The 13,521-nt window shown below is 48.0% G+C and carries 19 protein-coding genes and 2 pseudogenes; 8 read left to right on the top strand and 13 right to left on the bottom strand.

Translation table 11 applies throughout. The features are described from left to right. The first annotated feature begins 13 nt into the window (after positions 1-13). The 7 genes from hpt to SRBAKS_RS10320 all read left to right on the top strand — a co-directional run bounded on the left by hpt (position 14) and on the right by SRBAKS_RS10320 (position 4,837). Positions 14-541 (top strand): hypoxanthine phosphoribosyltransferase, encoded by a 528-nt coding sequence (gene hpt / locus SRBAKS_RS10350; protein ID WP_229590801.1) that lies wholly within the window; start codon positions 14-16, stop codon positions 539-541. Positions 542-578: 37 nt separating this feature from the next. Next, complete coding sequence (locus SRBAKS_RS10345) at positions 579-1,949, top strand: DUF3426 domain-containing protein (RefSeq protein ID WP_229590800.1); 1,371 nt, start codon at positions 579-581, stop codon at positions 1,947-1,949. A gap of 315 nt (positions 1,950-2,264) precedes the next feature. Beyond that, a complete protein-coding gene (locus tag SRBAKS_RS10340) occupies positions 2,265-2,558 on the top strand; it encodes an AtpZ/AtpI family protein (protein WP_229590799.1) in 294 nt (97 codons plus the stop codon). Beyond that, the gene (locus SRBAKS_RS10335) at positions 2,542-2,955 is read left to right on the top strand and encodes an ATP synthase subunit I (RefSeq protein ID WP_229590798.1); all 414 of its coding nucleotides are present in this window, start codon (positions 2,542-2,544) and stop codon (positions 2,953-2,955) included. Before SRBAKS_RS10340 ends, SRBAKS_RS10335 begins: the two co-directional genes overlap by 17 nt. Positions 2,956-2,982: 27 nt before the next feature. Further along, complete coding sequence (atpB, locus tag SRBAKS_RS10330; protein ID WP_229590797.1) at positions 2,983-3,705, top strand: F0F1 ATP synthase subunit A; 723 nt, start codon at positions 2,983-2,985, stop codon at positions 3,703-3,705. A gap of 75 nt (positions 3,706-3,780) precedes the next feature. Next, positions 3,781-4,089, top strand: coding sequence for an ATP synthase F0 subunit C (locus SRBAKS_RS10325; RefSeq protein WP_229590796.1), 309 nt, complete (start codon positions 3,781-3,783; stop codon positions 4,087-4,089). A 115-nt stretch (positions 4,090-4,204) separates the two neighbouring features. Beyond that, complete coding sequence (locus SRBAKS_RS10320) at positions 4,205-4,837, top strand: redox-sensing transcriptional repressor Rex (protein ID WP_229590795.1); 633 nt, start codon at positions 4,205-4,207, stop codon at positions 4,835-4,837. Between the two features lie 331 nt (positions 4,838-5,168). Here the strand turns inward: SRBAKS_RS10320 and SRBAKS_RS17965 are convergent, their stop codons facing one another. From SRBAKS_RS17965 to SRBAKS_RS10305, 4 genes are all read right to left on the bottom strand, one after another. Further along, positions 5,169-5,414 (bottom strand): tetratricopeptide repeat protein, encoded by a 246-nt coding sequence (locus SRBAKS_RS17965; RefSeq protein ID WP_430709125.1) that lies wholly within the window; start codon positions 5,412-5,414, stop codon positions 5,169-5,171. Positions 5,415-5,587: 173 nt separating this feature from the next. Then, positions 5,588-6,172, bottom strand: a complete 585-nt coding sequence (locus SRBAKS_RS10315) for a tetratricopeptide repeat protein (protein ID WP_229590794.1) — start codon at positions 6,170-6,172, stop codon at positions 5,588-5,590. 76 nt (positions 6,173-6,248) lie between these two features. Then, positions 6,249-6,623: a tetratricopeptide repeat protein gene (locus tag SRBAKS_RS10310; RefSeq protein ID WP_229590793.1), complete on the bottom strand. Its 375-nt coding sequence runs from the start codon at positions 6,621-6,623 to the stop codon at positions 6,249-6,251. Between the two features lie 378 nt (positions 6,624-7,001). Continuing rightward, entirely contained in the window at positions 7,002-7,688 is a 687-nt protein-coding gene (locus SRBAKS_RS10305; RefSeq protein WP_229590792.1) for a response regulator, read from the bottom strand. 288 nt (positions 7,689-7,976) lie between these two features. On the opposite strand from SRBAKS_RS10305, the gene SRBAKS_RS10300 reads away from it, so the two are divergent. Next, positions 7,977-8,192 (top strand): hypothetical protein, encoded by a 216-nt coding sequence (locus SRBAKS_RS10300; protein WP_229590791.1) that lies wholly within the window; start codon positions 7,977-7,979, stop codon positions 8,190-8,192. Between the two features lie 109 nt (positions 8,193-8,301). Here SRBAKS_RS10300 and SRBAKS_RS10295 read toward each other — a convergent pair. From SRBAKS_RS10295 to SRBAKS_RS10265, 9 genes and pseudogenes are all read right to left on the bottom strand, one after another. Next, positions 8,302-8,583: pseudogene (locus SRBAKS_RS10295) on the bottom strand (integrase core domain-containing protein); the annotation flags it as partial. A 640-nt stretch (positions 8,584-9,223) separates the two neighbouring features. Beyond that, positions 9,224-9,421, bottom strand: a pseudogene (locus SRBAKS_RS17960) (colicin immunity domain-containing protein); the annotation flags it as partial. 210 nt (positions 9,422-9,631) lie between these two features. Continuing rightward, the gene (locus SRBAKS_RS10290; RefSeq protein ID WP_229590790.1) at positions 9,632-9,871 is read right to left on the bottom strand and encodes a hypothetical protein; all 240 of its coding nucleotides are present in this window, start codon (positions 9,869-9,871) and stop codon (positions 9,632-9,634) included. A 10-nt stretch (positions 9,872-9,881) separates the two neighbouring features. Beyond that, positions 9,882-10,223 carry a hypothetical protein gene (locus SRBAKS_RS17955; protein WP_430709123.1) on the bottom strand — a complete coding sequence of 114 codons (342 nt, stop codon included), beginning with the start codon at positions 10,221-10,223 and terminating at the stop codon, positions 9,882-9,884. 42 nt (positions 10,224-10,265) lie between these two features. Next, positions 10,266-10,502, bottom strand: coding sequence for a tRNA (adenosine(37)-N6)-threonylcarbamoyltransferase complex ATPase subunit type 1 TsaE (locus tag SRBAKS_RS10285; RefSeq protein WP_229590789.1), 237 nt, complete (start codon positions 10,500-10,502; stop codon positions 10,266-10,268). A 152-nt stretch (positions 10,503-10,654) separates the two neighbouring features. After that, complete coding sequence (locus tag SRBAKS_RS10280; protein ID WP_229590788.1) at positions 10,655-11,626, bottom strand: hypothetical protein; 972 nt, start codon at positions 11,624-11,626, stop codon at positions 10,655-10,657. Between the two features lie 2 nt (positions 11,627-11,628). Continuing rightward, the gene (locus tag SRBAKS_RS10275; protein WP_229590787.1) at positions 11,629-12,039 is read right to left on the bottom strand and encodes a hypothetical protein; all 411 of its coding nucleotides are present in this window, start codon (positions 12,037-12,039) and stop codon (positions 11,629-11,631) included. 251 nt (positions 12,040-12,290) lie between these two features. Then, entirely contained in the window at positions 12,291-13,034 is a 744-nt protein-coding gene (locus tag SRBAKS_RS10270) for an REP-associated tyrosine transposase (RefSeq protein ID WP_229590786.1), read from the bottom strand. Positions 13,035-13,283: 249 nt separating this feature from the next. Further along, entirely contained in the window at positions 13,284-13,517 is a 234-nt protein-coding gene (locus SRBAKS_RS10265; protein ID WP_229590785.1) for a hypothetical protein, read from the bottom strand. Positions 13,518-13,521 lie beyond the last annotated feature (4 nt).

Genomic DNA, 13,521 nt, shown 5'->3' with positions numbered 1-13,521 from the left:
CCGAATACATAAAATGGCACATAAATTAAAACCGTTCATTACCGCAGAGCAGATTGCCGAGCGCAACCAGAGCCTGGGGCGTGAGATAGCTGCCAGCTATGATGGCGGCACCCAGCTGGTCTGCATCTGTGTCCTCAAGGGCGCATTCCTTTTTTTTGCTGATATCATACGGAAAATAGATCGTGAGATCGAAGTGGATTTTGTCCGTCTGGCCAGCTATGGTTCGGCCACATCCCGCTCCGAGGACATTGTTTTTTCCAAGGATCTGGAGATTTCCATTGAGGGCAAGGATGTGCTTGTTATCGAAGATATCGTCGATACAGGTCATTCCATGGATTTTCTTTTACACGTATTGCGCAGAAGAAATCCAAAGAGTTTGAAAATTTGTGCACTTATTGATAAGCAAGAGCGACGTCAAAAGGACGTCCATGTCGAATTCGCCGGTTTCAAGTTGAATGAAGGGTTCATCGTCGGATACGGTCTTGACTATGATGAACGCTACAGGGAACTGGATGGAATTTACGAACTGTCCACAGAATAGAAAGAGCTAACTAACCGGTTTTTTTGGAGATCGAAATATGATCGTCACCTGCCCGAATTGCGAGACCCGTTACAACCTGCCTGACGACAAAGTCCCGGCAGGCGGTGCCAAGGTCAAATGCTCCAAGTGCTCACAGATATTCAAGGCCGAGCATCCTCCGGCACCGCCGGAAGAAGAGTTCGACGCATTGCTCGAAGAAGAAGCCAAGGGCGGCGATGTTCCGGCTGGCGATGAATTTGATGACGCCTTTGAAGACGTGGCCGCGGCCGTAGCCGCTGATGACGGTGCTGCAGAGGTGTCCGAAGATGACGCCTTTGAACAGGCTGCGGCAGCGCAGAAAAATGCCGAAGAGGACGATTTCGACGCTGCAGGCGATGACGCTGAGGACGACCTGTTCGCGGACGAGGACGAAGCCAAGACGGACGCTGCATCCGATGATCTGGGCGATGATTTTGCTTCCGATCCCGCTGACGAGGTGGTCGAAGAGGACATGGCCGACATGGATGACCTCTTCGATGATACCGATGAGACGCCGGACGCGGACGAAGGGGCGAAGCCGTCGGATTCGGATGTCGAGGACGATTCCATGTTTGAGGGCGCGGATGACGACGAGTCGGACGCGGATGATCTTTTTGGCGACGATGACGACGAAGATGAAGACAGTGACGACGACGCTGGCGGACTGTTTGATGAGGATGATGAAGACGATGAGGCCGATGAAGCCGATGAAGCCGAAGCATCCGACGACAGCGATATGGACAGCTCACTGTTTGAAGAAGGCGATGATCTGACCCTTGACGACAAGCCCGAGAAGGGCAGCGGCAAGAAGTCGCTGGGTTGCCTGATCATCATTGTGGTCGTCGCGCTTGCACTCGGTGCAGCCATCTATTTCAAGGCCTGGACCCTTATGGGGCTTGATCTGGCCGATACACTCAAGGATGTGCCGTTTGTGGGCCAGATGTTCATGGAAGAGACGGGCGGTGATGAGGCTGCCGCTCCTGGTGAACTTCCGGCAGACCGCGTGCGCAAGATCGAGCTCAAGAACGTCAAACAGTATTATGTACCCAATGAAAAGGTGGGCAACCTGTTTGTGGTCGAAGGCAAGGCGGTCAATACGTTCCCCACGCCCAAGGAACAGATCAAGGTTGAGGTCATTCTCTATGACAAGGACGGCAAGGTCCTGACATCAAAGGCATTCCTCTGCGGCAATGTGCTTTCGCAGTTCCAGTTGCAGGTGCAGACGGAGAAGGAGATCGAGGATGGTCTGGCCAGTGAAGTCGGCATCCTGTCCAACAACACGTTTGTGCGTTCCGGAGCGGCCACCCCGTTCATGGCCGTATTCTTCGACCCGCCGACAGGGGTGAAGGAGTTTGTGGTCAAGGTGGTGGATGTGGGCGACGCCGATTAACCGGCCCGGTCCAAAGGTCTGACAACACGAAATTCAGCGGGAGGACGGTTTGATTCTCCCGCTTTTTTTTACGACAAAACAAAGTTGGGCCAAATTTCACATGCTCGGATCAGAATGCATGAAAATCCTTGAATGCCAGGGGGTTTGTCGGTGACACAAAAATGGGCGAACTGGACTGATTTTCCGAAAAAGGCATTGACGAGAATTGAGGGCCTGTGCTACTTCTCCTCCACTTGTGAAGGATTGCACGAATTGCCGATTGCGGCTGAGGATTCATTTCAATGTATTTGAAAACAACTTTCACAGGGTGTGAACATGCTCTTTTCAAAAGGCAATAACAGGTTTGGGAATTTAACCAAACTGGCTGGGCCGGCATCGCAGATCGGGATGCATTTGGTATCATCCATTATTGTCGGATTGGCCATCGGGTATTTTCTTGATGATCACTTCGGAACCAAGCCCTGGTTTATCATGATCTTCTTCCTTTTGGGGGTCGTGGCAGGGTTCAAGATGGTTTTTCAGGATTTTAAGAAGATACAAAGGCAAGTAAAGGCGCAAGACGCAAGTTCTTTGAAACAGGATGGAGAAGAGAGTGCTGGGCAAGATTAACCAAGGGATCGAACGCTGGCTCGTAAAGAGCGGGTTTTCGATCACTGATGTTCGAATTATTGTCCGCAATCAGATTTATGTGTCGCTGGGGACCTCTCTAGTGATCATGCTGGTAACACTGTTTTCTCAATGGTCGTTTGCTTATCTGGCGGGGGCATTACTTGCCCTGATCAACTTCTGGACGCTTGCCCGCGTGACTCAGGTGTTGGTGTACGACGGAAAGCGAGCACCGTTTTTACTGTTTGTTATATTCATTGGTAAGATGACTCTGAGCGGGCTGGTCCTCTGGTGGCTGATCGGAGTCGAACGTGTCCCTCACTGGGGGTTGATATCAGGATTGGGGACCGTGGTGATCAACATCACGGCAACAGGACTGAGTCAGATGAGGGAAAAATAGCCAAGCTGCTTTTAAGGAGGCTCGGATATGGGTTTTTCAGGAGGATTACTCCACCCGTTGTTGTACATGGACATGCTGAAAAGCATCGGCCATTGGGGTGCAACTGTTGAACATGCACTCGGTGTCGAAAGCATCAACCACGTCTTGTACATGTGGCTGGTCATGGCTATTCTGCTTACCCTCGGACTGCTGGTCCGCAGCCGTTTGCAGTTGGTCCCCGGCGGCCTTCAGAATCTTTTCGAAACCATCATCGGTGGTCTGGAAGATTTCGTTGTTTCCAACGCAGGTAAAGAATGTCGCCAGTTCATGCCGATTCTGTGCACCATCTTTTTCCTGGTATTGTGCATGAACTGGATTGGTCTGGTCCCCGGCTGTGATGCTCCTTCCGCGAACATCAACACGCCGTCCGCCATGGCTATCATCGTGTTCGTGTACTACAACGTCGTTGGTATCAAAAAATGGGGTGCCGGTTACATCAAGCACTTCATGGGTCCTGTCGCCGCTCTGGCTCCGCTCATGCTCATCATCGAATTTATTTCCCACCTCGCTCGTCCGCTCAGCCTGACTCTTCGTCTGTTCGGTAACATTCGCGGTGAGGAAATCGTTCTTATCCTGATGTTCATGCTCGCACCGGTCGCCGGTTCGCTGCCCATGTACTTTCTGTTCATCCTTGCAAAGACCATTCAGGCATTTATTTTCTTCATGCTGACAATGCTCTACCTGCAAGGCGCTACCGATCACGCTCACTAGAGCCTGTTCGATCCAATTTTGGGGAAATGGTCCTTGGACCACAATTATATTACGTAATCCATTTGGAGGATTAAAATGAAAATCGCTAAGATTCTGTTCACTACCCTGGCTATGGTTCTGGTTGCTTCCGTTGCTTTCGCTTCCGAAGCTGGCGGCGACGTCATGTCCGCTAAAGCTTACGCAACCGCACTGGGCATGGGCATCGCTGCCGGTCTCTGCGGCATCGGTCAGGGCATGGGCGTCAAGGGTGCTGCTGAAGGTATCGCTCGCAACCCCGAAGCTGGTGGCCAGATTTCCACCACTCTGATTCTCGGCCTGGCATTCATCGAGTCTCTCGCTATTTACGCCCTGGTCGTCAACCTGATCCTGCTCTTCGTAATGTAATTTCACTTTACGACTTTGCTATTCAGAGGGAGGCTTCGGCCTCCCTTTTTCAGCCTTAGCCACGCTCTTCTTTTCTTACCCCGGCAGGCTTTCATATCACCAAGAGATCCCATCCATGAAAAGCGAACACATCCCTAAAGCGACTATCGGCAGACTGGCGGTCTATATCCAGGTGCTGGAGAATCTGCTGCGAGATGGCAACGAAGTTATCTCCTCAGAGAAACTTGCACGTGCGTGTTCGGTTAACTCTTCGCAGATCAGAAAAGATCTCGCCTATTTCGGTGAGTTTGGTGTCCGTGGTGTCGGCTACTATGTTCAGGAACTCATCACTTCCATCAAGCAGTCACTCGGCATCGACAGGCTCTGGAAATGCGCACTCATCGGCGTTGGCAACATGGGCAGTGCGCTGCTTCGCCATCACGACTTCGAGAAGCGCGGCTTCAAAATCTGTGCAGCCTTTGATTGTGACCCCGACAAGATCGGCCTCGAATTCGAAGGCATGGAAATTGTCTGTCCCACGCATCTCAAGGAGCAGGCTCCCGAGCTGAACCTTGAGATAGGCATCATCGCCACGCCGCCGGATCGCGCACAGCGCGCCGCCAATCACCTGGTGGACGCCAATATCCGAGGCATCATCAATTTCGCGCCGTCTCGTATCAATGTGCCCAGTCACATCCCTGTTGAGTACGTTGACTTCTTCGATCATCTCTACGCCATCGCATTTCAGATCACCCTCGGCAACGACTAGCTTTTACGCTGTAGGAGTGTCCTCCGTTAAGACCGGGGAAGTAATCCCGTCGTTGTTCTCGGCTTCGCCAAGAGGCACGACTTCGGTTGAAACTGACGTCCTTGCTTAAGGCTGTTGGCCTGAAGAATTCCCTTGCTCAATTGGATCAACTGTGCGTTTGTCCGTTGCTGCTGGCTCTCTAGCTCGTGACAAAGAAAACGGCGTGTCCCCTATGATCTGGTCACGCCGTTTTCTTTGTCATGGTCTGCAAGTTAGACCTGTAACTAGCGGTGACGGTCCGCTGCAAGAGTGGCTGTACCTGGATGAATTCTGTTGTTGCCATCTTGATCAACTACGCCACAGTATCATGGTATCGCCGATCGATGAGTTCATCGAAGTTCGGTACTTTCACATTCGGGTCCAGTTCCCGGGCCTTTTTTGCATCAGCCTTGGCTTCGGATATTTTTCTGAGGGCTATGTATGTGAAGGCCCGGTTAGCGTATGCCTGTGCATTTTCTGGGTCATTGTTGATGGCTTCGGTGAATTCTTTCAGGGCTCTTCTGAAATCATCTTTATAAATATAAATGATTCCTTTCAGGTTGTACGATTCGCTGTCATGCGGATCGATAGCAAGCGCTTTTGCTATGTCCTGCAGAGCTCCGTCCAGGTTTTTGGGGTATAAACTTGGCTATTGCTCTGATTTGATAGGCTTTGGCATATTTGGGGTTAATAGTCACAGCCATGGTCAAATCCTCGATTGATTTGCCTATGTCATTCGTAAAGTGGACCAATCCCCTGCCAACGTATATTTTTGAAATCACGAATGGCTCCACCCTGGTCGCCATCGGCTGCTTTGGTCAATGCCGTATTCAAGCAACCCTCAATTGATTTTTGTTTTACTTCAAGAGCGGTCGTCAAGTCTTGAAGTGCTCCCTTCTGATTGTGTTTATTCAGTTTGGCAAAGCCGCGAAATATAAAGCTATCGGAACCTGTATCTCCGAGTCTGATAGCGGTGGTAAAGTCCTGTATTGCTCCATCAATGTCGCCAATACCCATTTTTAAGTGGCCTCTGCAACTGTATGCGGTTGAGAAATTCGGATTCAATTCTATGGCCTTGTTTAAATCCTGTTCTGCATCGTTCAATTGACCGAAAAGTATTTTAGCTAATCCTCTTCCAAAGAAACTGTTGGCACCTTTGGGATCGAGGGAAATCGCTTTGTCAAAGTCGTCAATTGCCCCGTCAAAATCGTTCAGTTTCCATTTTGCGAAACCTCTGTTGTAATAGGCTCTGTAGTATTTTGGATCGATATGTATTGCAGATGTATAGTCCTCAATGGCCCCGGTATAGTCTTTCATCTTTGTTTTGAGAGACCTCTGTTGTATTATGGTGATGTGTAGTCATGGTTTATGGCGATAGCCTGGGTATAATCCTTTATTGCTGCGGCATACTCATGCTTCGGCATTTTGCCAACCTTCTGCTGTTGTAGGCCCAAGCGAACTCGGGGTCGAGTTTGATAGCCGTGGTATAGTCCTTTATGGCACCTTTGACATTCCCCTGATCGTCCTTGGCAAATCCTCTGAACAGGTATGCGTATGGGTATCTCTGTTGCAGGCTGATGGCCTTGGTGAAGTCCTGTATTGCCTGTGCATATGCACTCTTGCCCCTGAATGATTTGCCACGTTGAAAATATAGTCTGGCTCTTTTGGGGGTGTGAGAAATGGCTTTGCCAAAGGCTGTGATCGCTCCATCATAGTCTTTATACAAATGGAGTTCATTGCCAATGTTCTCATGTATTCGCGATGCCATATCATCCATGGACACGCTGAGGCTCTCCGTGAACATGGTTGCTGCGCGTTTGTGGTCGTATTGTTTGGCGCTTGAATATTCATAAGCATCAAGACAGAGCCCAGGCCACTTCTCCGAGGACCTTGTCAGGCTGGAAGTACAGAGCAGGGAACAAATGAGCACAACACTAGCAATTCTGATTCGATGCAACACGTAAACACCTCAATGTATCAATGGAGCTATACATTAAGAAGAAAATAGATATATAGTAAAATAATAAAGAAATAAAGCGACTGAAAAAGAGATAGATGCATGTCTTGCACGCCCCTGACAGAGGCATACGGCAAAAAGCCCGCATCGGATATCCGGTACGGGCTGCGTTTTGTGCTTCCTGGCTTTCTAAGCTTTGAATCTGTAACCGACGCCGCGGATGGTTTCTATCCAGTTGGCGTACGGGCCGAGTTTCTGGCGAAGTCGCCTGACATGTGTGTCTACCGTGCGTGAATAGCCTTCAAAATGGGTGTCCCAGACAGTATCAAGCAGGTTGTCGCGGGTCTGGACCTTGCCAGCGCCGGAGATGAGTACGGTGAGCAGTTTGAACTCTGTGGCCGTGAGCGACGCTTCTTCGCCGTCTATGGAAATCTGATGGGCCTCGAAGTCAATTTTGAGTCCTTCGCGTTCCCAGAGCTTCGGCGCATCCGGTTCAGGGGCTCCATAGCGGCGGAGGATCGCCTTGATCCGCAGGATGAGTTCTCGCGGGGAAAAGGGCTTGACCACATAATCATCTGCGCCGAGTTCCAGCCCGACGATCTTATCCACTTCTTCGCCCTTGGCTGTGAGCATGATTACGGGAATGCGCGCCAGAGTGGGATCACCCTTGAGCTGCCGACACGCCTCCAGGCCATCGATGCCGGGCATCATGAGGTCGAGCAGGATGATGTCGGGCTTGAAAGCCGCAGCGAGGTTGAGTCCAAGCTGGCCGTCTTCAGCTGCAGCAACATCAAATCCCGCGGCGACAAGATTGTATTTGAGCAATTCGCGCGTGTCCCTGTGATCTTCGACCACCAGTATTTTCTGAGCTGACACTTTTGGCTCCTTTTGAGTCGGTGTATTTCGGCTGGCTATACATGAAGGTCGTAACATTATGTGTTACAGGAGAGCAACAATTTGACTTTTTGCTATTTGATCAGGTGGCGTAATCTAGACGCGACAGGGGCAGGGAGAGGTTTTTTTGAGGTGCCCCTATTCGAATCTTTAAGTCTCTGAATTGACAAATAATGTTTATTTCATCTTGTCCATAAAGAGGTTTGGCAGCCGTGCCGATAGAGTAAATAACAGCAACGCACGGAACCCAATCGAGTTGGAGAGAAATAGATGTACTACCACGGATTCGACAAGAAATTTCCATCAGGCAGCAAGTACTGGACAATGTATGACGACCAGCTCATCGGCATGCTCTTTTCAAAGATCGTCAACAAGACCGTGAGCGTGGAGACGCCCTCCGCAGACTCCGAGGAAATTGTGGATGAGATGGTCCAGAACCTCTTTGATCTCTGTTTTTATATCAACAAGGATTTTCACGACTGCTAGTCGGCATGTTTGTTCTCATATCCATTTTGCAAGAGGTGTGGCTGAGGAATAAAGTTGTTAAGCGAAGTCGCTTCTGTGACCTGCCCCCAGTTTGTGTTCCGGGCTTATGTTAGTCTAGCACTCTTTGTGCTGAGGTTTTCCGTCTCCCTAGGGGGAGCCGCGCGACCGGCGCAGGCGGCTTGTATCCCATCGAGCGATGAGGTCTGATCGTATTGTATTCCTGCCGCCAGTTTTCGATCACACCCTGTGCTTTTTTCAACGAATAGAATATCTCTCCATTCAGCAATTCATCCTCATTGAAGCTTTCGCTGTATCCGTTCTCCCAGGGGCTACCTGGTTCGATGTAAGCCGTATTCACTCCGACATCCTCAAGCCACTTCCTGATCGCTTTATGCGGTAAGAGCTTCTTGATTGCATCGACCGTGTTTTTGAAGTTATTTTTGATTCCCTCACCACCATTGATCACCACCTCAATCGCGGCACTATCAATGTACACCGTGACCGAGGTCTTCTCGTTCCTGGTGATCTCCTGTGCTTTGGCGAGGTCGCGGTTCAGGCCCTCCAGCCCGGCTACGGGGTCGGAGCGGATGATGATCTCGCCCTCGCCGATGGTGGCGCGGTTGATCTGGCGGCGGTCGTGGGAGGAGGAGTTGCCTTCCAGCGTTCCTGAATACGGGTTGCCCTCTTCTCCGTCTTTGCGCGTTTCGCTGTCCTTTTCATTCTCCGCACTCAGCGATCCAGACAGGCTGGCCTGATAGCTCGAAGCCTTGTCGTGGTCGTAGATGTCCTTGTAGGTGAGGGTGTTGGTATCGAGCTTGATGTTGTCGTTTTCAGCGGCAATGACCGCGCCTTCCACGTGGGTGTTCTTCTCCACGCGAATATCGACCTGCTCCTTGCCGACAATCGAGGTCTGGTTGTTCACCCAGGCCGAGGAGCCGGAGCCTTTGCCGAGGCTGGGTCAGGCTATGGCATAGAGCAAAAGAAAAGGCCCGGTGGGATCGGGCCTTTTCTAATGATTTTAAAGGAGCATCTTAACTCAAATTCTGTGACTCGGTAAGAGCAAGGACTGTCTCCAAACACTTTTGACGAAGTCCCGCTCCATCCAAATCATCCTTGCTGCGGATATTATCAAAAGGGCAAAAAGCATCCACAGCTTGGAACAACCTGTTTAAAATATTAAAGTCATTCTCAGGTATATCTGAATGCTCATTTTTAAAAAGCAATAAGAAGTATACTTCAAACTATCGTGATGATAAACTATTTTTAAGATACCCATTAATAAGTATAGTGTAAACATTTTTTGAGTAATGTTTACTGTACCACTCTTCGGGAGTTATCATTAAAGACTACCTCTAGTTATGACGTTTTCAAATTGTTTTGAATTCAATTTCCAGCCACTAAAGAATTTAAAAAGCCCTTCTTATTGTTTTTTTATCTCGTTATAACGCAATAATGTTTGGCTCATAATCGTCAAAACACTTTTTAATCAATCCCTCGTAATCAAAACTACCATTGCTGTTAACAAATTCATCGGAATGAAATATATAGTCCATACAGTAAGGGTCAGGAACAATACTCTTCAATTCAATCGCTATTTCAACATCCCTTTCTTCAGTTGTGTCAGTCTCAAGCAGCTCTTGGATAAGAAGTATAACCCTATTCTTGATGTCGATATTCATATATTAGTTCCTATTTGTTGATATGGTTAAATGGAGTCTTGATCACTATATTGTTCATATCGTAAACATTACCTCCATGTTGCAACTCTTGAACATGGTCCAATTCGTATTTGACTCTTCCGCCAACCTGTTCATCAATGGAGGCGTATGGAGCGTTTCCTTTCTTCATTATGGTCCTATTGCCCGCACTAAATTGCTTACTTAACACAGGATCCGCTGCGACCTCTTGCCAAAAAGATTTTCGGAAGTCATTAAATGAGGCAAACTCTTTTCCATTCAACTTTTCGGCTATTTGAGCAGGGACTTTACCGGCATTGCCTGCGGTTCCTTTAAGCCATGTCTGTCCCTCGATGATTCTGGGCAGATCGCTGCCGTGCGAAGCCGCACCTGGGGCCTATCTACGGGCAGAGAGCGAACCTTCCCATCCTGGCAGTTCTGGTAGATTCGTCTTACCCGCACCGCTGGCTGGGACATTGATTTCATCCATCCTCTTGGCAACGAGCGTTTCCAGTTCGTCGCTACTCTTGAGGCTGTCGAAGTCAAAATGCGCCAGTGCATCTTGGAGGTCCGGGTATTCATTAATAAGCTTTTTTTGGAGCTTGCTAAATGCCTCGTCAGCGTGACTGACCATCCATTTTATCGCACTGTCTGGCAGTAGCTTCAGTACGACATCCAGCTTGCCAGCCTTGAGGGCCGTGCGGAGGGAAAGAACTATACCAAAGAATAAAACTAAGCACGGTTGACCCGGATCTTATGTTTCAAATCATAGGGCTCAAGTTGGTATTATGTATCCATATTTTGTTTATTAGGGATGAAAATTGTTTCAGAGTCCGTTTGAGACGTTCGAGTGATACGGAATCGGCCTTGTTTTCCGCCCTTTTCTCCAGCGATCTCTATGACTATCGGGAAGGATTCATTCATTTCGGCTTGTGGCGAAACAAGATAATACCCGTCATCGGTCTTTTCCGTGGGCAGATCTACTGGTTTCCAACCGTCCCACTTACTCCACTGGACAGGGATATTCCACGTTGTTGGGAAAAGAAGTTTTCGGAGACGATGTTGAATTGCTACTGGAGATTCATCAGTGAAAGGTGTGTCAGCCGCTTTAATGTGCACGATCCCATCCGTCTCTTTATTAACATCAGCCCAATCAATCCCCAACACCTCGTCCTTATTAGCCCCGGATCTTTCCCAGAATTCCGAACCAAACCACATTTCGGCTCCCACGGACTCCACAAGTCCTTTCCGAATTGTACGACGTCCGGGATTTTTAGTGATGTCGATGATTAACGGAGGAGCTGGCTGGTGTAGAGAGTTTGGGATGATCGAAAATAGAGAAAGGTCACGACCTACTCTTGCATGCTCTTCAAGGTCTTCGCAATTCTGCCATTTGTTGTACTCACAATTGACAATCCATCCTTGGAGAAACCCTTCAAAAGCACTGAACGCTTTTATCCAATCGGACCAAGGTACTGCGTTAGGGTTAGTATGGTGCTTAATGGACAGGAATTGATGATCCCAGTTGGCTACATTTCCTGTTCTAATTTCCATTGTCTTCGTAGAAATATGAAGCCCCCTAGCGCCTCTTCTTTTTGCGAATTGAAGGGACTTATTCAATGTAAGATTACCGTTAAGCGTGTGAACCTGTTTCGGTAAAAGTTCAAACTTCCGCAATACATCGTAAAAACGGTTTAATAAAGTTTCAGATAATACGCTTTTAAGTTTGAATATGATGTTTAATCTATCATGACACATAGTTAAAATTCCTTGACGATAAGATTTACACCACTGTCATCAGCAGCGTTCTTCAACGCTTTGAGCGCTGTACTTCTTTGACCTCGTGGAACCCGAAGGTCGAGTGTCATATTGGCTGAGTTCCCTTCAATCGTTGCTCCACGAGCGCCGAGGTCTTCAATATGGTCCGTCATTCGTTTTATCCAAGTACTACCAGTCGTGTCGACGGTTTTAAGACTTCTTAGTTCATTTCCTTTTTGAAAATCAACTAAAGGGAAATAGCCCCCCTGTTCCTGACCAATTCTATACCAATCTTTATATTCTGTTCCTGCCAGATAGTCTTCAATTTGCTTACCTCGCTCAATAGGAGCTTTTGCCCATATATCTCCGATCTCATCAGTAACTTTGGCAACATTCGTAGCAGCATCGACCACATCCTCGGTCTTATCAGCAATTTTAGCTGCATCCTCAGCTGCCTCAGTCGCTTTTTTGATTCGATCAGCAAGCTTAGCTGCATCCGACGCTGGGGAATGGGGTCACGTGGGGAATGGGGTCAGGTCTTGAATTATAAGGTTTCAGGCGTCATCTTTTTCACAATAATGCTGACACTCGAGTAGTGAAGTGAAAATGCTTTGCTAATAGCCGTATAGGAATATCCATACTTTTGGCTTGCCTTGACAATAGCTCAATTACGCTCTTCTCTATTAGCAAACCCATTTCGAGGCACCAGTTTTTCTAATGGCGGACGGCTTGCGAAACGAGCTGATGATGAGATTTCTTTTATCTTTCGGCTTTTATTCAACTTTGCCGAAATGGACTCTTTGAAGCACTGGGAACCCAGAAAAACCCCTCCTGATAGCTTCTCCCTGAAATCATCACACTCATGCGGGGCATTTACAAATCGTTGATACTCTGTATGTGCCTGTTGTCGATTTTCCCCGAAACACGAAAGTACGGTGGAAACCAACAACCATTCGGGAGGGGCGGCAAGTCCGGCCATATACCCATAATTACTCCATGGGTATTCTTCAGCTTTCTCGACCATGCCTGCGCGGACAGGGTTCAGAACGACATAGCGACTCAACTGAACGAGGTACTCTTCGGCATCTACAAGTATTGCCTTATATCGTCCTTGAAACACATGCCCTGAACGGCCATGGCGGCGATTGAAGGACTGTGTATACACGCCGTTGATATGCCGCATTCCTGCGGAGAGATTTGCATCCGGGGTCTCAAGAAGCAAATGATAATGATTGCCCATCAAAACAAACGAATGGAAAACAAAATTAAATCTATCAGATACGGTTCCTAAAAGAGCAAGGAAGCACTCTCGGTCCGAATCGTCTTCAAAAATCGGTAATCGCGCATTTCCGCGCGCTATCACATGATAAAATGCATCAGGATATTCTATGCGTAGTGGTCTTGCCATGCAGAAGGCATACAGACAAAAACCTTATAATTCAAGACCTGACCCCTTTTCATTGTTATTACCAATACACTCCAAGAGCATAGTGCTTTCTCCTTTTGGCTTTGCAATTTTAAGGGGTAATTGTACCGGGCCTAATGGTCTTAAATGTATAGTAATGTATATAAGCTTACGGCAGGTTTCAAATGATCTAACTAATGCAGCAATAATAAGAGAGAACAGACACTCCCTTATCAGGGTATTTCTTTTGTTCTAAAGAGCAATAATGTTTGGCTCATAATCGTCAAAACACTTTTTAATCAATCCCTCGTAATCAAATGTTCCATCCTTGTTAACAAAATCATCAGAATAATAGATATGGTCCATGAACATCGGATCTGGTATTATTTGTTTCAGTTCTAAAACAATTTCAGACTGTCTTTCCTCACTAGGGAACGGTCTCTCAATAAGTTCTTTCAACAGGATACTTGCTTTTCTTTTTTTCATATAC

It is taken from the genome of Pseudodesulfovibrio sediminis (genome assembly GCF_020886695.1).
Lineage (GTDB): Bacteria > Desulfobacterota > Desulfovibrionia > Desulfovibrionales > Desulfovibrionaceae > Pseudodesulfovibrio > Pseudodesulfovibrio sediminis.
Note: the sequence above shows the minus strand (reverse complement) of the source record. Positions and strands in the feature narration are given on the sequence as shown.

Bases quoted from the DNA above. Each gene is read 5' to 3' on its own strand.
- hpt (WP_229590801.1), top strand. From the start codon at position 14: ATGGCACATAAATTAAAACCGTTCATTACCGCAGAGCAGATTGCCGAG.
- SRBAKS_RS10345 (WP_229590800.1), top strand. From the start codon at position 579: ATGATCGTCACCTGCCCGAATTGCGAGACCCGTTACAACCTGCCTGAC.
- SRBAKS_RS10340 (WP_229590799.1), top strand. From the start codon at position 2,265: ATGCTCTTTTCAAAAGGCAATAACAGGTTTGGGAATTTAACCAAACTG.
- atpB (WP_229590797.1), top strand. From the start codon at position 2,983: ATGGGTTTTTCAGGAGGATTACTCCACCCGTTGTTGTACATGGACATG.
- SRBAKS_RS10325 (WP_229590796.1), top strand. From the start codon at position 3,781: ATGAAAATCGCTAAGATTCTGTTCACTACCCTGGCTATGGTTCTGGTT.
- SRBAKS_RS10320 (WP_229590795.1), top strand. From the start codon at position 4,205: ATGAAAAGCGAACACATCCCTAAAGCGACTATCGGCAGACTGGCGGTC.
- SRBAKS_RS10315 (WP_229590794.1), bottom strand. From the start codon at position 6,172: ATGAAAGACTATACCGGGGCCATTGAGGACTATACATCTGCAATACAT.
- SRBAKS_RS10310 (WP_229590793.1), bottom strand. From the start codon at position 6,623: ATGGCATCGCGAATACATGAGAACATTGGCAATGAACTCCATTTGTAT.
- SRBAKS_RS10300 (WP_229590791.1), top strand. From the start codon at position 7,977: ATGTACTACCACGGATTCGACAAGAAATTTCCATCAGGCAGCAAGTAC.
- SRBAKS_RS10290 (WP_229590790.1), bottom strand. From the start codon at position 9,871: ATGAATATCGACATCAAGAATAGGGTTATACTTCTTATCCAAGAGCTG.
- SRBAKS_RS10285 (WP_229590789.1), bottom strand. From the start codon at position 10,502: ATGGTCAGTCACGCTGACGAGGCATTTAGCAAGCTCCAAAAAAAGCTT.
- SRBAKS_RS10280 (WP_229590788.1), bottom strand. From the start codon at position 11,626: ATGTGTCATGATAGATTAAACATCATATTCAAACTTAAAAGCGTATTA.
- SRBAKS_RS10270 (WP_229590786.1), bottom strand. From the start codon at position 13,034: ATGGCAAGACCACTACGCATAGAATATCCTGATGCATTTTATCATGTG.
- SRBAKS_RS10265 (WP_229590785.1), bottom strand. From the start codon at position 13,517: ATGAAAAAAAGAAAAGCAAGTATCCTGTTGAAAGAACTTATTGAGAGA.